Annotated in this window: 15 protein-coding genes; 11 read left to right on the top strand and 4 right to left on the bottom strand. The window is 61.3% G+C overall.

What is annotated here, in order from left to right; genetic code table 11:
- Nucleotides 1-14 precede the first annotated feature (14 nt).
- The 5 genes from ptsP (at nucleotide 15) to AC2FLZ_RS14885 (ending at nucleotide 7540) form a co-directional block, all read left to right on the top strand.
- A complete protein-coding gene (gene ptsP, locus AC2FLZ_RS14905) occupies nucleotides 15-2258 on the top strand; it encodes a phosphoenolpyruvate--protein phosphotransferase (protein WP_480473669.1) in 2244 nt (747 codons plus the stop codon).
- A 149-nt stretch (nucleotides 2259-2407) separates the two neighbouring features.
- A complete protein-coding gene (gene zwf / locus AC2FLZ_RS14900; RefSeq protein ID WP_480622747.1) occupies nucleotides 2408-3853 on the top strand; it encodes a glucose-6-phosphate dehydrogenase in 1446 nt (481 codons plus the stop codon).
- A gap of 2 nt (nucleotides 3854-3855) precedes the next feature.
- Nucleotides 3856-5661 (top strand): phosphogluconate dehydratase, encoded by a 1806-nt coding sequence (edd, locus tag AC2FLZ_RS14895; protein ID WP_480554450.1) that lies wholly within the window; start codon nucleotides 3856-3858, stop codon nucleotides 5659-5661.
- Nucleotides 5662-5665: 4 nt separating this feature from the next.
- Nucleotides 5666-6298: a bifunctional 4-hydroxy-2-oxoglutarate aldolase/2-dehydro-3-deoxy-phosphogluconate aldolase gene (locus tag AC2FLZ_RS14890; protein ID WP_480554448.1), complete on the top strand. Its 633-nt coding sequence runs from the start codon at nucleotides 5666-5668 to the stop codon at nucleotides 6296-6298.
- Nucleotides 6299-6349: 51 nt separating this feature from the next.
- Nucleotides 6350-7540: a pyridoxal-phosphate-dependent aminotransferase family protein gene (locus AC2FLZ_RS14885; protein ID WP_496882354.1), complete on the top strand. Its 1191-nt coding sequence runs from the start codon at nucleotides 6350-6352 to the stop codon at nucleotides 7538-7540.
- A gap of 126 nt (nucleotides 7541-7666) precedes the next feature.
- Here the strand turns inward: AC2FLZ_RS14885 and AC2FLZ_RS14880 are convergent, their stop codons facing one another.
- Nucleotides 7667-8782, bottom strand: coding sequence for a pyridoxal phosphate-dependent aminotransferase (locus tag AC2FLZ_RS14880; protein ID WP_496882353.1), 1116 nt, complete (start codon nucleotides 8780-8782; stop codon nucleotides 7667-7669).
- A gap of 103 nt (nucleotides 8783-8885) precedes the next feature.
- On the opposite strand from AC2FLZ_RS14880, the gene AC2FLZ_RS14875 reads away from it, so the two are divergent.
- The 3 genes from AC2FLZ_RS14875 (at nucleotide 8886) to AC2FLZ_RS14865 (ending at nucleotide 11067) form a co-directional block, all read left to right on the top strand.
- Nucleotides 8886-9128 carry a hypothetical protein gene (locus AC2FLZ_RS14875; protein ID WP_496882352.1) on the top strand — a complete coding sequence of 81 codons (243 nt, stop codon included), beginning with the start codon at nucleotides 8886-8888 and terminating at the stop codon, nucleotides 9126-9128.
- 19 nt (nucleotides 9129-9147) lie between these two features.
- A complete protein-coding gene (locus tag AC2FLZ_RS14870; protein ID WP_496882351.1) occupies nucleotides 9148-10218 on the top strand; it encodes an SMP-30/gluconolactonase/LRE family protein in 1071 nt (356 codons plus the stop codon).
- Nucleotides 10219-10284: 66 nt separating this feature from the next.
- Nucleotides 10285-11067: a crotonase/enoyl-CoA hydratase family protein gene (locus AC2FLZ_RS14865; protein ID WP_209505660.1), complete on the top strand. Its 783-nt coding sequence runs from the start codon at nucleotides 10285-10287 to the stop codon at nucleotides 11065-11067.
- Between the two features lie 141 nt (nucleotides 11068-11208).
- Here AC2FLZ_RS14865 and AC2FLZ_RS14860 read toward each other — a convergent pair whose 3' ends face one another.
- The 3 genes from AC2FLZ_RS14860 to AC2FLZ_RS14850 form a co-directional block, all read right to left on the bottom strand.
- A complete protein-coding gene (locus tag AC2FLZ_RS14860) occupies nucleotides 11209-12372 on the bottom strand; it encodes a benzoate/H(+) symporter BenE family transporter (protein ID WP_496808852.1) in 1164 nt (387 codons plus the stop codon).
- 135 nt (nucleotides 12373-12507) lie between these two features.
- Nucleotides 12508-15579 (bottom strand): valine--tRNA ligase, encoded by a 3072-nt coding sequence (locus AC2FLZ_RS14855; protein WP_496882350.1) that lies wholly within the window; start codon nucleotides 15577-15579, stop codon nucleotides 12508-12510.
- A 94-nt stretch (nucleotides 15580-15673) separates the two neighbouring features.
- The gene (locus AC2FLZ_RS14850; protein ID WP_480518906.1) at nucleotides 15674-16573 is read right to left on the bottom strand and encodes a phytanoyl-CoA dioxygenase family protein; all 900 of its coding nucleotides are present in this window, start codon (nucleotides 16571-16573) and stop codon (nucleotides 15674-15676) included.
- Between the two features lie 186 nt (nucleotides 16574-16759).
- On the opposite strand from AC2FLZ_RS14850, the gene AC2FLZ_RS14845 reads away from it, so the two are divergent.
- The 3 genes from AC2FLZ_RS14845 to AC2FLZ_RS14835 all read left to right on the top strand — a co-directional run bounded on the left by AC2FLZ_RS14845 (nucleotide 16760) and on the right by AC2FLZ_RS14835 (nucleotide 20854).
- Nucleotides 16760-19051, top strand: coding sequence for a xanthine dehydrogenase family protein molybdopterin-binding subunit (locus AC2FLZ_RS14845; RefSeq protein ID WP_496882349.1), 2292 nt, complete (start codon nucleotides 16760-16762; stop codon nucleotides 19049-19051).
- Nucleotides 19029-20105, top strand: coding sequence for a T6SS phospholipase effector Tle1-like catalytic domain-containing protein (locus AC2FLZ_RS14840; protein WP_496882348.1), 1077 nt, complete (start codon nucleotides 19029-19031; stop codon nucleotides 20103-20105). Before AC2FLZ_RS14845 ends, AC2FLZ_RS14840 begins: the two co-directional genes overlap by 23 nt.
- A 131-nt stretch (nucleotides 20106-20236) precedes the next feature.
- Nucleotides 20237-20854 (top strand): GNAT family N-acetyltransferase, encoded by a 618-nt coding sequence (locus tag AC2FLZ_RS14835; protein WP_480478436.1) that lies wholly within the window; start codon nucleotides 20237-20239, stop codon nucleotides 20852-20854.
- Nucleotides 20855-20992: the final 138 nt, after the last annotated feature.

Genomic DNA, 20992 nt, shown 5'->3' with positions numbered 1-20992 from the left:
GAATTGGTTGGGCCATGGCAGACGGCACGGAAACAGAATCCCGCAAGCTGCTGGGGCGGTTGCGCGAGGCGATGGCCAGCGAAGCCGCTGGGCAGGAGCGTCTTGATCAGATCACTCATCTGATCGCCGACAGCATGCGCAGCGAAGTGTGCTCGATATATCTGTTCCGCGATGAAGAGACCCTGGAACTCTGTGCGACCCAAGGGCTTGCGCCGGAATCGGTACACCAGACCCGGATGCGCATGGGCGAGGGGCTGGTGGGCCGGGTCGCCAAGACCGGCAAGGTGGTCAACACCCCGGACGCGCCGTCTGAAAAAGGGTTCCGGTATATGCCGGAAACCGGGGAAGAGCGGTTTTCGTCCTTTCTCGGCGTGCCGGTGCAGCGCCTTGGGGAAAAGCTGGGTGTTCTGGTTGTCCAGTCCCGCAAAGCGCGTGAATTTTCCGCCGACGAGATCTATGCGCTGGAAGTGGTGGCCATGGTGCTGGCCGAAATGGCCGAACTGGGCGCCTTTGTTGGCGAAGGCGCGGCCCTGTCGCCACGGCACCAGCAATCGGTTCTGCTGCGCGGCGGCCCGGCGCAGGAAGGTTCCGCCGAAGGCCATGTCTGGCTGCATGAACCCCGCGTGGTCGTCACCAATCCGATTGCCGAAGACCCGCACCGGGAACGCGAACGTCTGAATGAGGCAGTGGAAGAGCTGCGCGTCGGCGTCGACAAGATGCTCGAAATTTCCCGGGATGGTGACACCGAACAGCTCAAGGTGCTGGAAGCCTACCGGATGTTTGCCAATTCCAAAGGCTGGATGCGCCGGATGGAAGAGGACATTGCCCTGGGGCTCAGCGCCGAAGCCGCAGTCGAGAAAGAACAATCCCAGGCGCGCGCCCGGATGGGGCAGGTGTCTGATCCCTATCTGCGCGAACGGCTGGCGGATCTTGACGATCTCAGCAACCGTTTGCTGCGCATTCTGACCGGGCAGGGAAAAACCGACAGCGCCGATCTGCCACCCGATCCGATTCTGGTCGCGCGCAATATCGGCCCCGGCGACCTGTTGGAATACGGTCGGGCGCTGAAGGGGATCATCCTCGAAGAAGGTTCAGTCGGCAGTCACGCTACCATTGTGGCCCGTGCGCTGGCGATCCCTCTGGTGGTCCATGTGGGCCGGATCACGACCGAAGCGCTGAACGGCGACCACGTGCTGGTGGATGGCGATCAGGGCGTTGTTCACCTGCGTCCGGAAGACAGCGTGGTCAGCGCCTTCCGCGACAAAATCGCGATGCAGGCCAAGGCACAGGAACGCTATGCCTCGATCCGCGAAACCCCCTGTGTCACTCGCGACGGAACGCGTATCAATCTGGTGATGAACGCGGGTCTGATGGCCGACCTGCCATCGCTGGGAACGTCAGGTGCCGAGGGTGTTGGCCTGTTCCGAACCGAGCTGCAATTCCTGATCCGCAATAAGATGCCCAAACGGTCCGAGCTGGTCACTCAGTACCAGCGGGTTCTGGATGCCGCGGGCGACAAAAGGGTGGTGTTCCGCACGCTCGATATCGGGTCGGACAAGGTACTGCCCTATATGAAACACGTGGCCGAACCCAACCCGGCCCTGGGTTGGCGCGCCATTCGTGTCGGTCTGGACAAACGCGGCGTGATGCGGATGCAGTTGCAGGCCCTTCTGCGCGCCGCCAATGGTCGCCCGCTGACCGTCATGTTCCCCTTTGTCGCGCAGGCCGAGGAATATCGCGAAGCCCGCTGGGAAGTGAACAAAACCATCGAACGCGAAAAGCGACTGGGCCACGTTCTGCCCGAAACGCTTGAAGTCGGCGCGATGCTGGAAACCCCTTCACTGGCCTTTGCGCCGCAAAAGTTCTTTGACGAGGTCGATTTCATCTCGATCGGTGGGAATGACCTCAAGCAGTTCTTTTTTGCCGCTGACCGCGAAAATGAACTGGTCCGCCGCCGCTATGACACGTTGAATGTCAGTTTCCTGAGCCTGATGGAACGCATTGTCGAACGCTGCGGGCTTTCGGACACTCCGCTCAGTTTCTGTGGCGAGGATGCGGGCCGTCCGGTCGAGGCGCTGTGCCTTGCGGCCATGGGTATTCGCACCCTGTCTATGCGCCCGGCGTCGATTGGTCCGGTCAAAAGCCTGTTGCTGCGGTGCGACCTGATGGAGGTGCGAAAAATCATCGCCGACGCGCGCCATCGCGGCGAACAATCCGTACGTCCGGCCGTGATGGAATGGCTGCGCAGTCAGGTATAGCCCTCAAAACCTCGCTTTTTGGGGAAACTATGCTTGATTTTTTCGCGCAGGCTTTCTATCACGCAGGCAATGTTAGCGGTAACAGTGTGCCGCAGAGCCGTTTCATGCCGTGCTGAACTGATATCGGCAAACTCGAGAAGGAGCCTGTGATGGTTTCACGCGTAATTCCGGTAGAGCCGTTCGATCTTGTGTTGTTCGGCGCGACCGGGGATCTGGCGCAACGTAAGATCTTGCCGGGCTTGTACCATCGGTTCGAGGTCGGCCAGATGCCCGATGGGGCGCGGATCATCGGCACGGCGCGCTCGGATATCGACAGCGACGAATTTCGCGATCAGGTCCGCGCATCGATGCAGGAATTCGCACCAAAGTTCAAAAAGGACACGCTGGACCGGTTCCTGTCTCATGTTGAATACGTGCCGGTGGATGCACTGGGCGATGCCGGATGGTCCGATCTGTCCAAGCTGCTGCGCCCCGACGTGGTGCGGGCCTTTTACCTGTCGGTGGGTCCCAGCCTGTTTTCGGGCATTGCGCAGCGCCTGCATGACGCCGGTCTGGCCACGCCGGACAGCCGCATCGTTGTTGAAAAGCCGTTCGGTCATGACCTTGCCTCGGCAAAAGCGCTGAACGAAGGCTTGCGGGCGTGTTTCAAGGAACACCAGATTTATCGGATCGACCATTATCTGGGCAAGGAAACCGTGCAGAACCTGATGGCGCTGCGCTTTGCGAATTCCCTGTTCGAGCCGCTTTGGAATTCGACCCATGTCGACCATGTGCAGATCACCGTGGCGGAAACCGTCGGGGTGGAAGGGCGCGGGGCCTATTACGATCAATCCGGCGCGATGCGGGACATGATCCAGAACCATCTGGTGCAGTTGCTGTGCCTGACCGCGATGGAACCTCCGTCAAAGTTCTCTCCCAACGCGGTGCGTGACGAGAAGGTCAAGGTGATCGAGGCGCTGGAACCGGTCGAACCCAGGGATATCGCTCGTGGTCAGTATCGCACTGGCAAGGGCGGTGACGGATACCTTGATCACGTTGGCAACCCGGCCAGCCGCACCGAAAGCTTCATTGCGCTCAAGGTTCATATCGGCAACTGGCGCTGGGCCGGGGTGCCGTTCTACCTGCGCACAGGCAAACGCCTGCGCGCCCGTGCCTCTGAAATCGCGGTGTTTTTCCGCGACCCGCCACACACGATCTTTCCCAATGTCGGCCCGTTGCACGGCAACGTGCTGGTGATCCGCCTGCAACCTGACGAAGGCATCACCCTGCGCACGACGATAAAGGAACCGGGGCAGGGCGGGTTCCGCCTGTCCGATGTTGCTCTGGACATGAGCTTTGCCGACGCGCTGGGTGATGACTCGCAATCCCCGGACGCATATGAACGCCTGATCATGGATGTCATCCGGGGCGATCAGACCCTTTTCATGCGCGGGGACGAGGCCGAGGCGGCCTGGGCCTGGGTCGATCCCATCATTCACGGCTGGGAACAGCGCGGGGACAAACCCGCCAAGTACGATCAGGGCAGTTCAGGCCCCGAAGAAGCACTGATGCTGATGCATCGCGATGGGCGTCGCTGGCGTCAGATCGGAGGGTAATCATGGTTCACTCTGTCATTTCCGACGTCACCAAACGGATCATCGACCGCAGCGCCGATCTGCGCGGCCCCCATATCGACCGGATGGAACAGGCCAGATCCAAGGGCCCCGCTCGTGCGCACCTGTCCTGTAGTGGTCAGGCCCATGCCTATGCGGGTGCGGGTGAAGACCAGCAATCCATGGCCACCGGCACGGCGGGCAATCTGGGCATTGTCACCGCCTATAACGACATGCTGTCCGCCCATCAGCCCTTTGAAAGGTACCCCGCCCTGATCCGCGATGCGATCCGCGCCGCCGGAGGTACTGCTCAGGTCGCAGGTGGCGTGCCAGCCATGTGCGACGGTGTCACCCAGGGCGAAGCAGGGATGGAATTGTCGCTGTTTTCACGCGACGTGATTGCTCTGGCAACTGGCATTGCGCTCAGCCACAACACCTATGACGCGGCAGTCTTCCTCGGCGTCTGCGACAAGATTGTCCCCGGTCTGATCATCGGCGCGCAGGCGTTCGGGCATCTGCCTGCCGTGTTCCTGCCCGCAGGGCCAATGACCAGCGGTCTGCCCAATGACGAAAAGGCCAAGGTTCGCCAGAAATTCGCTGCCGGAGAGGTCGGGCGCGACGAACTGATGGCCGCCGAAATGGCCGCCTATCACGGCCCTGGCACCTGCACTTTCTACGGCACCGCAAATACCAACCAGATGCTGATGGAGTTCATGGGCCTGCACCTTCCGGGCTCCAGCTTCGTCAATCCCAACACGCCCTTGCGCGACGCGCTGACACAAGAGGGCGCGCGCCGCGCCCTGTCGCTCAGCGCGCTGGGAAACAGCTATACCCCGGTTTATCAGGTGCTCGACGAACGGGCCTTTGTGAACGGTATCGTCGGCCTGATGGCGACCGGAGGCTCGACCAATCTGCTGATCCACCTGATCGCCATGGCGCGTGCCGGGGGCATCGTGCTGGATTGGCAGGATTTCTCGGATATCTCCGCCGTGGTCCCGCTGGTCGCACGGGTCTATCCCAACGGTCTGGCCGACGTGAACCACTTCCACGCCGCAGGCGGGCTTGGGTTCACGATCGGCACATTGCTCGAAGAAGGCTTGCTGCACCCCGATACGCTGACCGTCGCCGGTCAGGGCCTGCACAATTACACGCGCGAGCCCAAGCTAATCGATGGTGAGCTGACCTGGCAAGACGGCGCTGGCCACAGCCTGAATGACAAGATCGTCCGTCCTGCCCGCGACCCGTTCCAGCCCACTGGCGGCCTGTCGCGCCTGACCGGCAATCTGGGCACAGCCGTCATGAAGGTCTCGGCCGTCGCCCCCGAACATCAGGTGGTCGAGGCTCCGGTCCGCGTTTTCCACGACCAGGACGCGGTCAAGGCAGCTTTCAAGGCGGGCGAGTTCACCGGTGACGTCATCGTCGTCGTGCGCTTCCAGGGTCCCAAGGCCAACGGGATGCCGGAACTGCACTCACTGACGCCCATGCTGTCGATCTTGCAGGGCCGGGGCCAGAAAGTGGCGCTGGTTACCGATGGCCGCATGTCTGGCGCTTCCGGCAAGGTGCCCGCCGCCATCCATGTTGTCCCCGAAGCGCTCGACCGTGGCCCCATTGCATACCTTCAGGATGGTGACATCCTGCGCGTCGATGCGGTCAGGGGTGATCTGGAAATCCTCACCGCTGGTGTGCTGGACCGCGCGCCCGTCACAGCCGACCTGTCCGCCAATCAACACGGTGCAGGGCGCGATCTTTTTGGTACGTTCCGCCAGAATGTCGGCTCGGCCGACACCGGTGCCAGCATTTTCGGAGTTTAATCTCATGTCCAAATCCCAACGTACCCGCGAGATCTGCGCACTGGCCCCGATCGTTCCGGTTCTGGTCGTCGATGACGTCGCGCAGGCCCGCCCGCTGGCCGAGGCATTGGTCGCCGGCGGTCTGCCAGCGCTCGAGGTCACCTTGCGCACGCCCGCCGCGCTCGACGCGATCCGCGCGATGGCCAAGGTGCCCGGCGGCGTGGTCGGCGCAGGTACGCTGGTCACACCCGAAGACGTCCGCGCCGCTAAAGAGGCGGGCGCGCAGTTTGGCGTCTCTCCGGGCGCAACCGACGCGCTCCTTGCGGCGTGCGAGGCCGAGGGCCTGCCGTTGCTGCCCGGTGCGGCCACGGCCAGCGAAGCGATGGCATTGCTGGAAAAAGGCTATGACATGCTGAAATTCTTCCCGGCCGAGGCCTCGGGCGGCGCGCCCGCACTCAAGGCAATCGGCGCGCCCCTGCCGCAGATCAGCTTTTGCCCGACAGGCGGGGTGTCGATGTCCAACGCCCGCGACTACCTGTCCCTGTCCAACGTGGTCTGCGCCGGTGGCAGCTGGGTCGCGCCCAAGCAGATGGTCGAAAGCGGTGACTGGGCCGGGATCGAAACACTTGCGCGCGAGGCGTCGAAGCTGGCGGATTGACGCCGCGAAGCCCCTCAGTAATGTGGGCGTCAACTCAGACAGGTTGACCCCATGACACAGACATCTGCCCTCTCTCAGGGGCGAACTTATTTGGCAATCCCGGGCCCGTCGGTGATGCCGGACGCGGTCCTGCAGGCGATGCATCGTCCGTCGCCCAATATCTACGATGGCGCGCTCATCGATATGATGCCCGCCCTGACCCGTGACCTGCGTCGGGTTGCACGCACAGGCCATGACGTTGCCATCTATATTGCCAATGGTCACGGCACGTGGGAGGCCGCTCTGTCAAACGTGATCGCCCCCGGCGAAACCGTTCTGGCTCCTGCCTCGGGCCGGTTCACCCATGGCTGGGCCGAGATGGCCGAAGGCATCGGGGCAAAGGTGCAGCTGATCGATTTCGGCAACTCATCCGCCTGGGATCTCGACCGAATTGCCGACGCTTTGCGCGCGGATAAAAGCCACCAGATCCAGGCCGTTCTCGCGGTTCATGTGGACACATCAAGCTCGATCCGCAACGATATCCCGGCACTGCGCAAACTGCTCAACGATCTGGACCACCCCGCGCTGTTGATGGCCGATTGCATCGCCTCGCTGGGATGCGACCGGTTCGAGATGGATGAATGGGGCGTCGATGTCACGGTCACCGCCTGCCAGAAAGGCCTGATGACCCCCGCAGGCACAGGCTTTGTCTTTTTCAACGACAAAGCACAGGCCAAGCGGGCCGCCATGCCGCGTGTTTCGCGATATTGGGACTGGCAGCCGCGCGCCAATCCCGACCTGTTCTACCAGTATTTCGACGGTACCGCGCCGACGCATCACCTCTATGGTCTGCGCGCCGCGCTCGACCTGATCCATGCGGAAGGGATCGAACAGGTCTGGGCCCGCCATGAACGTCTGGCTACTGCCATTTGGGCGGCCTGCGAAACATGGGCCGAAGGCGGCGCGCTGCATCTGAACGTTGCCGACCGCGCCTACCGCAGTCACGCCGTCACTGCCCTGCGCCTGAACGGGGGGCGCGGCACGGCCCTGCGCGCGTTCACTGAACATCAGCTGGGCCTGACACTGGGCATTGGCCTCGGGATGGAGGATTACGACAGCTGTTTCCGCCTCGGGCATATGGGCCATGTCAACGGGCAAATGGTGATGGCGATGCTGGGCGGTATGGAAACGGCCATGGCCGCGCTTGATATCCCCCGTGGCAAAGGCGCGCTCGAGGCCGCCGCTGCCGTCCTGGCCGCCTGACACGCCTCAGACGAACAGCACTGATCCGCCCCTTCATCTGGCCAAAAATATCCTCGGGGGGAATCGCGCTTTGCGCGATGGGGGGCAGACAGCCCCCCTTTGACCCGATGGCAAGACAGACCAGCGCTAGCCCGTCTTTGTCCGCACCTCCGCTAGCGCCTTGGGCAAGGCGGCCGCAAAAGCATCCAGATCTGCTGTTTCACCACAGCTTACCCGGATGCACCTGTTCTGGGGCGTTGCAAACGGCATCCGGACAAACAGGCCCCGCGCAACCAGAGCCTCCAGAACCGCTCTGGCAAAATCCCCATCCCGCCCGCAATCAATCGTCACGAAATTGGTGGCCGAAGGCAGCGGCTCCAATCCGTTCTCGCGGGCAATCGTTCCTATCCGCTCACGCGCCTCGGCGATTTGCGCCTGAATATGCTCCAGCCACGCACCATCCTGCAACGCGGCCAGCGCCCCGGCCTGCGCCGCGCGGTTCATGCCGAAATGGTTGCGCACCTTGTTGAAGGCTGCAATCAGGTCGGGCGCTCCCATGGCATAGCCAACCCGTGCGCCCGCCATGCCATAGACCTTGGAAAATGTCCGCATCCGGATCACGCGAGGGTCGTCTGCGCTGACGGGTGCCGCTGTCCCAACTGGCGCGCATTCCACATAAGCCTCATCCAGAATCAGCAGGCACCCGTCGGGCAGGGCGTCCATCGCCGCCACGATATCCGCGCCGGAATGCCAGCTGCCCATTGGATTGTCCGGATTGGCCAGATAGACCAGTTTTGCACCCACCTCGGCCGCCTTCGCAAACAGGGCCGCCGGGTCTTCGTGATCCCCGGCATAGGGAACCTTGTGAAGAACGCCACCGAACCCGGCCACATGATAATTAAAGGTGGGATACGCCCCGTCCGAGGTCACAACCGCATCCCCGGGCCCTACAATCAGACGCACAAGATAACCCAGAAGCCCGTCGATCCCTTCGCCTACAACGATATTTTCGGGGGTTACCCCATGATACTCGCCCAAAGCATGGCGCAGATCGTGATTCTCGGGATCGCCATACATCCAGATATCAGACGCGGCCTGCTCCATGGCCCGGATCGCGCGGGGCGAGGGGCCAAACACGCTCTCATTGGCCCCAAGACGGGCAATGAACGCCGCGCCGCGCTGACGCTCTTGCGTTTCGGGGCCCACAAAGGGCACGGTGGCGGGCAGGGATTGGGCAAGCGGGGTGTATCGAGGTCCTGTCATGCCTGCAGATAACCCCAAGCCCGAGCTTCGGGCAAGCGCGCACCGCGTTTGGCTAAACAGGGAATGAATTGAATAAAGGAACAGCAATGAAGACATTTTTAGAATGAGCGAAGTTGGTCAATGGTTTGCAACGTTCGGCTTGCTAATGGACATTGCCGGTGTTGTTCTTTTGTTCAAGTTTGGATTGCCGGAGAACTTAGACCGCGATGGTGCAGTGAGAATTATTCTTGAGCAGAGCGATGAAAGCGAACGAAGCAGAGCTGCACTGTTTGATGGCCTTTCATATGTGGCTCTTGGACTGCTAATAGTTGGGTTCATCTTTCAAATCCTCGGTGTATGGATGTAGATCGTAAATAGGAGCGCAGATGCGCATACTGTCTGCCATTGTTCTTCTGGGCCTTTCCTATCTTCTGTTCTGGCCCGTTCCCGTTATCCCCGTCGCCGTTGAGATGCCGGAAGATGCCGGTTTCACAGGAGATTTCGCAGAGAACACCGCGCTGGACGCCGCGCAGCTGATCCGCCTGCCGGATGGGGAAACCGGCCCCGAAGATATCGCCATCCTGCCCGACGGCGCGGTCTATACGACCAGCCGGTCTGGCACGCTCTATCGCATTGACGGGGCCGACCCTGTTGTGGCCGACCAACTCGGTGGGCGTCCTCTGGGTCTCAGGGCCGGACCGGATGGCGCGCTTTACATTGCCGACAGCTTTCGCGGCGTGATGCGCTGGACTGGGCCGGGCACGCTTGAATCCGTGGTGGCCGATATCGACGGTGCGCCCGTGGTCTATGCAAACCAACTGGACGTGGCGCAGGACGGCACGATCTATTTTTCGAACTCTTCCGACCGGTTCGATCCCGAAACCATGGGCGGGACCAAGCCGACTTCGGTCCTGACCATCTGGGAACAATCCGATACAGGCTATGTCGCCCGTCACACACCCGATGGCCGCACCGAAAAGATTGCCACTGGGTTCGTCTATACCAATGGCATTGCGCTCTCACCTGACGCAGATTTCCTGCTGATCGCCGAGACCGGTCGCGCACGGGTACACAAGCTGTGGCTCAGCGGGCCCAAAGCCGGTCAGCAAGAGGTCTTGCTGCACAACCTGCCCGGCTATCCCGACAATCTCGAAGCACAAGGTGATGGCACCTACTGGATGGCCTTCGCCAGCCCGCGTGTCCCGTCCGAGGCACTGATGCCGTACCCCTTCCTGCGCAAGGTGGTCTGGCGGCTGGGTCCGGCTGTACGCCCGGCACCGATCCATCGGGGTATGCTGGTGCAGTTTGATGGTGAAGGCACGATCCTGCGCACGCTTCAAGACCCTCAAGGCCGTATTGGCATCACGACAGGGGGCCGGATCGTGGGCGATCAGTTCTATGTCATGACGCTCGATTCCCCCTGGTTCGGGCGGATGCCTGTCAGCGATCTGCCCTGACGTCGCAGTGGAATTCGGCGTCCCGTCCGGGCATGGTCGCCGCAACTGAATTTCGGGAGGTCCCCCATGTCACGTGTATCCGTCACCTATCAAGACCATGTTGCCCATGTCACCCTGACCAGAGGTGACAAGATGAATGCGCTGGATGACGCGATGGTCAAGGCATTGCTCTCTGCCGGGCAAGAGGTCGCCGCCTCGGACGCCCGCGCCGTGGTTTTGTCGGGCGAGGGGAAAAGCTTCTGCGCTGGGCTCGACATGGCGAGCTTTGCAAAGATGGCCCATATGGATCCCACCGAATGGCTGATGACCCGCAGCCATGAGGATGCCAACGAGATGCAGGAGCTGGCCCTGATCTGGCGTCGCGTACCGGTACCGGTGATCTGCGCCATTCAGGGTGTCGCCTATGGCGGTGGCCTGCAAATTGCGCTGGGCGCGGATATCCGTATCGCGCACCCCGAGGCGAAACTGGCGGTGATGGAGATGAAATGGGGTATCATCCCCGATATGGGTGGCATGGTTCTGTTGCCCCGGCTTGTGCGTTCGGACGTTCTGCGTCTGCTGACCTACACGGCCCGGCCCATCGGTGCGCAGCAGGCGATGGATTGGGGGCTGGTCACGCAGCTTTCAGATGATCCGCTGACCGAAGCTCTGGCCATTGCCGAGAACATCGCCGGTCAAAGCCCCTCGGCCATCCGTGCCGCCAAGCGGCTGATCGAAGTGGCCGAAACCCAGCCCCGCGCGGATGTTCTCAAGGCGGAATCCGCCGAGCAGGTTGAGCTGATCGGCAAGCCGCATCAGATGGAGGTCGTGATGGCGCAGATGCAGGGCCGCAAGCCCGAGTTCAAATGATCAGCGGATGAAAGCCCGCCGTGCATCGCGGGCCATGTTGTAACGCATTTCAAAATCGGCGTTTTTCGCCATCACAACCTTGCGTTCTGCCGAACCAACCAAGGGGCGATTAATCCCGGCAAGGGCAGGATGCGAAAGCGGCTACCGGATTCTGTTGCTCACCAGATAGGCCAGCCCGCCGATCAGCAGGCCCCAGACCGCCGCGCCCAGCCCAAAGACCGAGATGCCCGATGCGGTGATCGCAAAGGTCAGCATCGCGGCCTCACGCTCGGCCGGAACCTCAAGTGCTGCGAAAATCGAATTGGCCAGCACGCCGATCAGGGCGACACCGGTCAATGTCCCCATCAACAGCGGATCGGCATGGGATGCAAAGCCGGTAATCGCCACGGCAAAGATGCCGAATACACCATAGAACACCCCACCCATGATGGCCGACCAGTACCGTTGCGCGGGATCGGGGTGGCTGTCCTCGTTGGAACACATCGCAGCCGTGATCGCCGCAAGGCAGGTGGCAGGCGCACCAAACGGAGCCGATAACAGGCTTGCCCCACCCACGGATGAAAACAGCCTGCCCGGCGCCGGGGTATAGCCAAAGCTGCGCATCACCGCGATGCCGGGAATATTCTGGGTCGCCATCGTGACGATAAACAGCGGGATGGCGATTCCGATGGTCGAGGCCAGCGAGAAACCGGGCATGGTCCAGACCGGTGCCGCCAGCCATCGCGCCGGGGTCACCGAGGTGTCGCCTGCGTTCAGTACCACAACCAGCGCGGCGGCGGCAACGGCCGCCGGAACGGCGAACAGCCGGTTGATCCGGCCTGCGATGAACCATGTCAGGATCACCGGCAGGGCTTGCGCGGGCAATTCGACTGCGGCCTGAAAGGGCAGAATGCAAAGCGGCAGCAGAACGCCCCCCAGCATGGCCTGTGCCAAAGTCGTTGGAATGGCGGCCGCCAGCCGCCCCAATGGCCGCCAGAGCCCGGCCAGCACCGTCAGCGCCCCAGCACACAGGAACGCACCTGTTGCCTCGGAAAACCCCAGCGTCGGCGTCGCGGACACCGCCAGCAGCGCCGCCCCCGGTGTCGACCAGGCGACGCTGATCGGTTGCCGGTACCACAGGCTCAGCACAATGGCGGTCAGTCCCATTGCGATGGCCGCCATCATCAGACCCGAGGCCGCCTGCTCCGGAGACGCGTCCATCGCGGCCAGCCCCTGTAGCACGATAGGAAAGGAACTGAAGAACCCGACAATGGCGACAACCAGCCCGGTCGAGACTGTCTGGAGCGGTGGGGCAAACTGGGTCATGACAGCCTCGGGCGGTTGGGGTTGGTGATTGCTAACAAGCGGCGGCAGGGGCGGGCAAGGTCTGAACGCGCAAAAGAAAACCCCGCCGGATCAGCGGCGGGGTTTGGGGTATGAGTATTTTTGAAAAGGTGAAGATCAGGCGATCTCGGCCAGACGGGCCAGCGCCTCGTTCAGCTTGGCTTCTTCTTCCTCGCGGGCGGCGAGGTTGGCTTTGGCTTCCTCGACCACCTCATCCGGGGCCGAGGCCACGAATTTGGGGTTGTTCAGACGCCCGCGCAAGCCACCCAGTTCCTTGGCCAGCTTGCCCTTGGCTTTCTCCAGCCGCTCCTTTTCCGCGCCGATGTCGATGATATCCGCCAACGGCAGGCCGAAGCTCGCACCGGGGGCCGCGATGGAGATCGTGCCTTTGGGCAGCTCATCGGCCTTGGTCAGGCTGTCGATCCGGGCCAGACGCTTGATCAGCGCCTCGTTTCGGTCCCATGCGGCTTGGCCGTTGGCGTCGATCTCGGTCACAAGCATCGGCACGTAGAGACCCGCAGGCACCCGCATCTGCGCACGGGCCGAGCGGGTGTTCTCGATCACCGAGATCACCCAGTTCATTTCACGATCCGCGTCGGCGTCGACCAGTTCGGTACCATAAGTCGGCCAGTCGGCATGGACGACCATTTTGGCGCGGTTGCCGGTCAGGCCCCACAGCTCTTCGGTGATGAAGGGCATGATCGGGTGCAGCAGGACCATGCACTGATCCAGAACCCAGCGCATGGTGGCCCGGGTTTCGGTCTGAGCCTCGGCGTCGTCGCCCTGTAACAGAGGTTTCGACAGTTCCACGTACCAGTCGCAGACCTTGCCCCAGACAAAGGCATATAGCCCGTTCGCCGCATCGTTGAAGCGATAGCTTTCCAGCGCCGCGTCGACCTCTTCCCGCACGCGGGCGGTTTCACCGATGATCCAGCGATTGACGGCGGCCTTGGGCTTCAGGTCTGCCACATCCAGTTGCGGAACGGCGTCGGTAAAGACCTCGTTCATCTCGGCAAAGCGGACGGCATTCCAAAGCTTGGTGCCGAAGTTGCGATAGCCGGTGATGCGTTCACGCGACAGTTTCAGAACGCCGCCAATTGCCGCCATCGAGGCGTTGGTGAACCGCAGCGCGTCGGCACCGAACTCGTCCACGATCTCCAGCGGGTCAATGACGTTGCCGGTGGTCTTGGACATCTTCTTGCCCTTCTCGTCGCGGACGAGCGAGTGCAGGTAGACGGTTTGGAACGGAACCTCGTTCACCACGGCCAGTTGCATCATCATCATCCGAGCGACCCAGAAGAACAGGATATCCGCGCCGGTGATCAAAACGCTGGTCGGGAAATAGCGGCGCATCTCCTCGGTATCCTCGGGCCAGCCCAGCGTGCCGATGGGCCAGAGGCCGGAGGAGAACCAGGTGTCGAGGACGTCGGGGTCGCGCCAGATGAATATTCTGTCAACTGGTTCTTCATAGATCTCATCTGAGAGATCTTCGGACGCGCCGCGATCTTCTGCTTCTCCATCGACAAACAGAGAAAACTTGAACCCATCGTAATAATTCTGCGCAAGTACTTTAGCTGAGATGAAATCCGCAGCGCAAAACGCTTTCGGATTATCATAGTCTTCGCTCTCACTGCCGTCAGCGTCGACAACGATGCTCGGCCCATACCAAACCGGGATCTGATGCCCCCACCACAGCTGGCGCGAGATGCACCAGGGCTCGATGTTCTCCAGCCAGTGGTAATAGGTTTTCTCGCCCGACTCGGGGATGATCTTGACCGTGCCGTCCCTGACCGCGTCCAGCGCGGGGCCGACCACCTTTTCGGCGTCCACGAACCACTGGTCGGTGAACATCGGCTCGATGACGACTTTCGAGCGGTCGCCAAAGGGCTGCATGATCGGCTTGCTCTCGACCAAAGGCACCAGAGCCGCCGGGTCGTCATCCTCGCCCAGTTTGGTGCCCAGACGCGGATCATCCGCGCGGGTCATCACGGCCAGACCGTCAGCAGTGATTTCCTCGACCACCTTCACACGCGCCTCGAACCGGTCCAGTCCGCGCAGGTGATCCGGGATCAGGTTGATCGCGTCGATCTCATTCTCGGTGAACGCTTTGCCGCGCGCGTATTCCTGCGCCTTGCCCGCCTCCTCGGCGTAAGGCGCGCCATCGGCCCGCATCGCGCCCTTGGTGTCCATCAGGCGGTACATTGGAATGCCGCCGCGCTTGGCCACCATGTTGTCGTTGAAGTCATGCGCGCCGGTGATCTTCACCGCGCCCGAGCCGAAATCGGGATCGGGATACTCATCGGTGATGATCGGGATCTGGCGGCGATGCTCTTTCGGGCCAACCGGGATTTCGCACAGTTTGCCGACGATCGGCGCGTAGCGCTCATCCGACGGATGCACGGCCACAGCACCGTCGCCCAGCATGGTTTCGGGCCGCGTGGTTGCAATGGAAATATAATCCCGCTCCTCGCGGAAGATCACATTCCCATCTTCATCTTTTTCCAAATACTCATATGTCTCGCCGCCCGCCAAGGGGTACTTGAAGTGCCACATGTGGCCCGGCGTTTCAATATTCTCGACCTCAAGGTCCGAAATCGCCGTTTCGAAATGCGGGTCCCAGTTGACCAGTCGCTTGCCGCGATAGATCAGGCCCTTTTCGTACATATCGACAAAGACCTTGATAACGGCATCATGGAAGTTGGGTGAGTTTTCGTGCCCGGTGCGTGGGTCACCTGGCGCGCCCGCCATGGTAAAGGCATTGCGCGACCAGTCGCAGGAATTCCCCAACCGCGTCATCTGTTCGATAATCTTGCGGCCGTATTGCCCCTTCCAATCCCAGACCTTGGCCAGAAACTCCTCGCGCGCGTAGTCGGTGCGCTTCTTGCCCTCTTCGGCCATCAGTTTCTTTTCAACCTGCATCTGCGTGGCGATGCCGGCGTGGTCCTGACCAGGTTGCCACAGAGTGTCGAACCCGCGCATCCGGTGCCAGCGGATCAGAATATCCATCAGCGTATGGTTAAAGGCATGTCCCACATGCAGCGCGCCGGTCACGTTGGGCGGTGGCAGCATGATGCAAAAGCTTTCCTCGCGCGAACGGTTCGCGCCTGCCTTGAAGGCTCCGGCCTGTTCCCAGGCCTCATAGATACGGGCCTCGGCCTCGGCCGCGTTGAATGTCTTTTCCATCGCCATGGGATGCGTCCTGCGTCAACAAATTCGGGTCAGCGCCTGCAATAGCGAATGGAGACGGGAAGGGGAAGGCCCTGCGCGGCGACGATTGCCGATGTCACCCCGTGCCGGTCGCCTCGTTTCCGTACAGGTGCGTGCTTTGCGCCGCGCCTTGTGTCATCGCCTTGGCCTGATCCTCCCGAATGCGGGCATGAAGCGCCAAGGCTGGCGGCGAAAACAATTCGGTCGGTGGTTCGATGAGGATGAAATTGCCCACCCGGTCTTCGCCGCGCGCCAAGACCGCGTAATCGCGGTCCGCCACTTTTTGCTGCGCGTTCGGGTTCAGATACCGGATCGCCAGCCCGATCCGCCGATCGTCCGACATATTGGGTCCCGAGCCATGGATTGTGAGGCCATGGTGCAGCGACATTTGACCCGGCTGCAATTCGATATGCGTTTTGTCCTCGTCTGCCACATCGACAGCCACCTCCTGCCCGCGCGACAGCAGGTTGTTGTCTGAAAACGTGTCGTTATGGGGCAGGATCGGGTTTTTGTGGCTGCCCCTGACAAAGTCCATGCAGCCGCTTGCAATCGTGGCAGGCGACAATGCGATCCATGCGGTCATCTGATCCGGTGTTTCGCCCATCCCCCAATAGGTCAGGTCCTGATGCATTCCCACCACCTGAGTCGTGCGTGGCTCTTTGATGAACAGTTCCGCAGACCACAGCAGCAAGTCCGGCCCCAGTATTCCTTCGACGACGTCCAGAACTCTGGGGTCCAGTGCGATACGGGCGACCAGCGGCATCACCACATGGGCGTTCAGGCGCTTGTACATGTTCAGCGGCAGCGGAAGGTCGGCCACACGCCATGTCTTCTCGATCTGCTCCAGCTCGGCCCGAAACTGTGCGGTCTCATCCGGCGAAAAGACTGTGATGGGAAAGGCAAACCCGTCTTGCCAATACGCGTCGATCGATGGGGCGTCCAGACGGCCCTGTGACAGGGAAATGGGTTCGGGCATGGAGGACCTCCGGCAGGCTGCATTTTCAAACAGCCTACGAATACCTCTGCCGCTCCTGCAATCCTGTTTACGACATCGGTGTCGCCACACGCTTTCATGCAAGGCGCTGGACATAAGCATGCAAGGCGCTGGACATAAGCGAGCGCAGGGCTAGTGTCGCCATCAAGGCAGTGACAGGAGCATCCCATGGAAAAATTCGGCAAAAGCCAGCCGGTCAAACGGACCGAGGATCAGAGGTTCCTGACCGGGCAGGGGCGCTATATGGACGATGTCGTGCCCGGCAATGCGTTGTTTGCCGCTTTCTTCCGCAGCCCTGTGGCCCACGGCGATATCACTGCGCTGGATCTTGAATCCGCGCGGGATGCTGACGGGGTGCGGCTGGTCATGACACTGGACGATCTTGCGGCCTCGGGCATCGACACGGTGATGAATGCAGCAACCTTGACCAACCGCGACGGGACCGGCTCTGCCGCGCCGGATCGGCATATGCTGGCCAAGGACCGTGTGCGCTTTGTGGGCGAACCCGTGGCCGTTGTCATCGCGGATACGCTGGTAAAGGCGCAGGACGCGGTCGAACTGATCTGGATGGACATCCGGGAACGCCCCGCCAAGCTGGACGTGAACGCGGGGGGTGAGGCCCTGCACCCGCAAGCGCCCGACAATCGCGCGTTTGATTGGGGTCTGGGGGATGAGGCCGCGACCAAGGCCGCCTTTCAGGCCGCCGCCCATACCGTGTCGCTGAACGTGCACGACAACCGCGTCATCATCAGCTCGCTCGAGCCGCGGGGCTGTCAGGCCGACTGGTCCGGCGGGCGTCTGCACTTTTCCTATGGCGGGCAGGGTGTCTGGGCGATGAAGGCACAACTGGCGCAAAAGCTGAAGCTCGATGCGGATGCGATCCGTGTCACCACCCCGGATGTGGGGGGCGGGTTTGGCATGAAGGTGATGCCATATCCCGAATATTTCTGTGTGGCCGTGGCCGCGATGAAGCTGGGCCAGCCCGTGCACTGGATGTCCGACCGGTCCGAGGCGATGCTGTCCGATCACCACGGCCGCGATCTGACCTCGCTGGCCGAGCTGGCCTTTGATGCAGATCACCGGATCACCGCCTACCGCGTTCACAGCAAAGTCAACCTTGGTGCCTATAACAGCCATTTCGCGCAGGCGATCCAGACAAGCCTGTTCAGCAAGGTGCTGATGGGGGTCTATGACGTTCAGACCACCTATCTCCGGGTCGAGGGGTTCTATACCACGACAACGCAGGTTGACGCCTATCGCGGTGCCGGACGCCCCGAGGCGATCTATGTGCTGGAACGCGTGATGGACCGCGCGGCACGCGAACTGGGCGTTGACCCGTGGGAGTTGCGGCGCAAAAACTTCATCAGGCCCGGCGATTTCCCCTACACCTCTGCCACGGGTGAAACCTATGATGTCGGAGATTTCGACATGGTCCTGCGCCGTGCGGCCAGCCAGACCAGCGGGTTCGAGGCCCGCAAGGCCGCCGATGCCGAACGCGGTCTGATCCGGGGGCAGGGTCTTTGTTACTATATCGAAAGTATTTTGGGCGACCCTTCTGAGAACTCGAAGGTCGAGTTTTGCGAGGATGGCACTGTGAACCTTTATGTCGGCACACAATCGAACGGGCAGGGGCACGAGACGGTTTATGCCCAGTTCCTGTCCGATCAGACCGGCGTTCCGATGGACAGGATCACCGTCATTCAGGGGGATACCGACCGGCTTGGCCATGGCGGCGGAACTGGTGGCTCACGCTCAGTGACGGTGCAAAGTACCGCGACCCTTGCCACCATTGACAAAATGATCGCCGCATTCACGCCTTATCTGGCCGATAAGATGGGGGTCGAGGACAGTGATGTGCGATTTGACCATGAAACATTCCGCGCGCCGGGCTCGAACCTGACGCCGACCCTGACCGAAGCCGCGGCCATGGCCCGCGCCGACGGGCGCGTGGACTTGCTGACGCATGAGTCCCGCGCACAACTGGATGCCCGCAGCTATCCCAACGGCGCGCATGTTGCCGAGGTCGTGATCGATTCCTTCACCGGCGAAACCCGCGTGGACCGCTACACCGTGGTTGATGATTTCGGAAATCTTATCAACCCGATGCTGGCCGAAGGGCAGGTGCATGGCGGGGTGGTTCAGGGCGTCGGGCAGGCGCTGTCGGAACATGTGGTGCATGATGATCACGGACAGCTGCTCACGGCATCGTTTATGGATTACGCCTTGCCCCGCGCGGTGGACGTACCCATGATAAAGTTTACCTCGGCGCCGGTGCCGTCAACTTCCAACCCGATGGGGATGAAAGGATGCGGCGAGGCCGGCACGGTGGGCGCTCTGGCCGCTGTGGCGAACGCGGTTCAGGACGCGCTCTGGGATCACGGGGTGCGGCAGGCGGATATGCCTTTCACACCTCACAAAGTTTGGGAATTGCTGACGCATGGAACTGTCGCGGCTCAGTAGGAAGGTTCTGGGATGGCTCGGGCGGCCCTTGCGGTCCGAGCACTCCGCCGAAACGCGGCACCGCGAGCCGATCAGCCACGTCATTATCCTTGATGGCACCATGTCCACCCTCGAACCGGGGTTCGAGACCCATGCCGGTCAGACCTATCGCCTGTGTTGCGAAATGGGCAGCAAGGTGTCGGTGTTCTACGAGGCGGGTGTGCAGTGGGAAAGCTGGAAATCCACCATGGACGTGATGATGGGCCGGGGCATCAACCGCCAGATCCGCCGCGCCTATGGCTATCTGGCGTCGCGCTACAAGCCCGGTGACCGGATTTATTTCATCGGCTATTCCCGTGGAGCCTACGGCGTGCGCAGCCTGGCCGGGGTGATCGACATGATCGGCCTGCTCAAGGCCGAACACGCGACCGAGCGGAACATCCTGCAAGCCTACCGCCATTATGAATGCAATGTCAGCGGCACCGCCGCCCGCGATTTTCGCCGCAAGTTCTGCCATGACAATGTCAAGATCGAGATGGTCGGTGTCTGGGATACCGTCAAGGCGCTGGGCCTGCGCCTGCCGCTGCTGTGGCGCTGGGCCGAGGATCGTAATGCCTTTCACAACCACCAGCTGGGCCCGGCCACTCTGCATGGCTATCACGCGCTGGCCCTCGACGAAACGCGCGAGGTGTTCGAGCCGGTTCTGTGGCGATGCAAGCCCGATTTCAAAGGTCATGTGGAACAGGTCTGGTTCCGTGGCACCCACGGCGATATCGGCGGCCAGCTGAACGGCTATGAAGAGGCCCGGCCGCTCAGCAATATCTCGTTGATCTGGATGCTGGACAAGGCCGAGATGCACGGGCTGCCGATGCCCGAAGGCTGGCGCACCCGTTTCCCGACGGATGCCCATGCGCAATCGGTTGGAACCTGGCGCGGCTGGGGCAAGATCTTTCTGCTGCGCAAACACCGCAAGGTCGGGCGGGATCAGTCAGAACGCCTGCATGTCTCGGTCGTGCCGGATGAATTGCCGGGCTGGGTGGCGATGCCGAACCTGCCGACACATCCCGCGCAGTGAAAGGCAACCATGTGCCAGTGACTCCAAGATCACCGGCACTTCAATGTCAGGTTCGAGCCCGGAGCAGTCATCCTTCGTTGCTTAAGCAGGAAAATAAATTGCGCATTTGACAACAAGTGTTTGCGGCCCTCATGCTAAAACTTGAAAATCGAGGTGGAACGACCAAAGGTAATTCCATGTTTAGATCATCAACCCGAAGTGAAGCAGAAAGTTTGTTAAGCGGACTTGCTCTTGGATTTTCTGCGGACCCATTCATGCGTTGGCTGTATCCTGAACCTGCCGATTTCCTTACCCACTTCCCGCGAGTAATGGACTTCTTTGGAGGGCGTGCATTTGAACAGGGCAGCGCGTTTCGAAACGATGATTTCACCGCTGGCGCACTTTGGCTTCCGCCAGGCATTTACCCCGATGAAGAACGGCTTGTCGCCTGTTTTGAGCAGACGGTCTCACCAGAAAAGCATAATGCGTTGTTCGAAACCTTTGGGCAGATGGACAATTATCATCCGGATGAGGACTGCTGGCATTTAGCTTTTATTGCGGTCGATCCATTTCGCCAAGGAAAAGGGTTGGGGTCCGCCTTGCTTGAATGCTGCCTCAAACGCTGTGACGAAGATGGAAGACCTGCTTACTTAGAGTCGACAAACCCTACAAATCTATCGCTGTATAAGCGCTATGGTTTTCAAGAGATGGGTCTAATCAAAGCCGACCAAGCCCCACCCCTGTTTCCGATGTTTCGAGCCGCCCAATAGCGATAGATCAAACGGCTGCATTGTCCGGATGCTGTTGAAAAAGTCGATGTGTAAGCGCGGCGGAAATAGCGGCTGAAGTCTTCCTGCTCGGCTCTTCACGCCGAGATTGGTCTGAGCTTTGCAAGTTTGCGGAGGTTC

The sequence above is a fragment of the Ruegeria sp. YKSF131 genome (assembly GCF_059612645.1).
Note: the sequence above shows the minus strand (reverse complement) of the source record. Positions and strands in the feature narration are given on the sequence as shown.

What these genes read in the sequence shown, in the direction of transcription:
- edd (WP_480554450.1), top strand. Translation starts at nt 3,856, where the DNA reads ATGGTTCACTCTGTCATTTCCGACGTCACCAAACGGATCATCGACCGC.
- AC2FLZ_RS14840 (WP_496882348.1), top strand. Translation starts at nt 19,029, where the DNA reads ATGGAACTGTCGCGGCTCAGTAGGAAGGTTCTGGGATGGCTCGGGCGG.
- AC2FLZ_RS14880 (WP_496882353.1), bottom strand. Translation starts at nt 8,782, where the DNA reads ATGACAGGACCTCGATACACCCCGCTTGCCCAATCCCTGCCCGCCACC.
- AC2FLZ_RS14865 (WP_209505660.1), top strand. Translation starts at nt 10,285, where the DNA reads ATGTCACGTGTATCCGTCACCTATCAAGACCATGTTGCCCATGTCACC.
- ptsP (WP_480473669.1), top strand. Translation starts at nt 15, where the DNA reads ATGGCAGACGGCACGGAAACAGAATCCCGCAAGCTGCTGGGGCGGTTG.
- AC2FLZ_RS14870 (WP_496882351.1), top strand. Translation starts at nt 9,148, where the DNA reads ATGCGCATACTGTCTGCCATTGTTCTTCTGGGCCTTTCCTATCTTCTG.
- AC2FLZ_RS14845 (WP_496882349.1), top strand. Translation starts at nt 16,760, where the DNA reads ATGGAAAAATTCGGCAAAAGCCAGCCGGTCAAACGGACCGAGGATCAG.
- AC2FLZ_RS14890 (WP_480554448.1), top strand. Translation starts at nt 5,666, where the DNA reads ATGTCCAAATCCCAACGTACCCGCGAGATCTGCGCACTGGCCCCGATC.
- AC2FLZ_RS14835 (WP_480478436.1), top strand. Translation starts at nt 20,237, where the DNA reads ATGCTAAAACTTGAAAATCGAGGTGGAACGACCAAAGGTAATTCCATG.
- AC2FLZ_RS14855 (WP_496882350.1), bottom strand. Translation starts at nt 15,579, where the DNA reads ATGGCGATGGAAAAGACATTCAACGCGGCCGAGGCCGAGGCCCGTATC.
- AC2FLZ_RS14860 (WP_496808852.1), bottom strand. Translation starts at nt 12,372, where the DNA reads ATGACCCAGTTTGCCCCACCGCTCCAGACAGTCTCGACCGGGCTGGTT.
- AC2FLZ_RS14885 (WP_496882354.1), top strand. Translation starts at nt 6,350, where the DNA reads ATGACACAGACATCTGCCCTCTCTCAGGGGCGAACTTATTTGGCAATC.
- AC2FLZ_RS14875 (WP_496882352.1), top strand. Translation starts at nt 8,886, where the DNA reads ATGAGCGAAGTTGGTCAATGGTTTGCAACGTTCGGCTTGCTAATGGAC.
- zwf (WP_480622747.1), top strand. Translation starts at nt 2,408, where the DNA reads ATGGTTTCACGCGTAATTCCGGTAGAGCCGTTCGATCTTGTGTTGTTC.
- AC2FLZ_RS14850 (WP_480518906.1), bottom strand. Translation starts at nt 16,573, where the DNA reads ATGCCCGAACCCATTTCCCTGTCACAGGGCCGTCTGGACGCCCCATCG.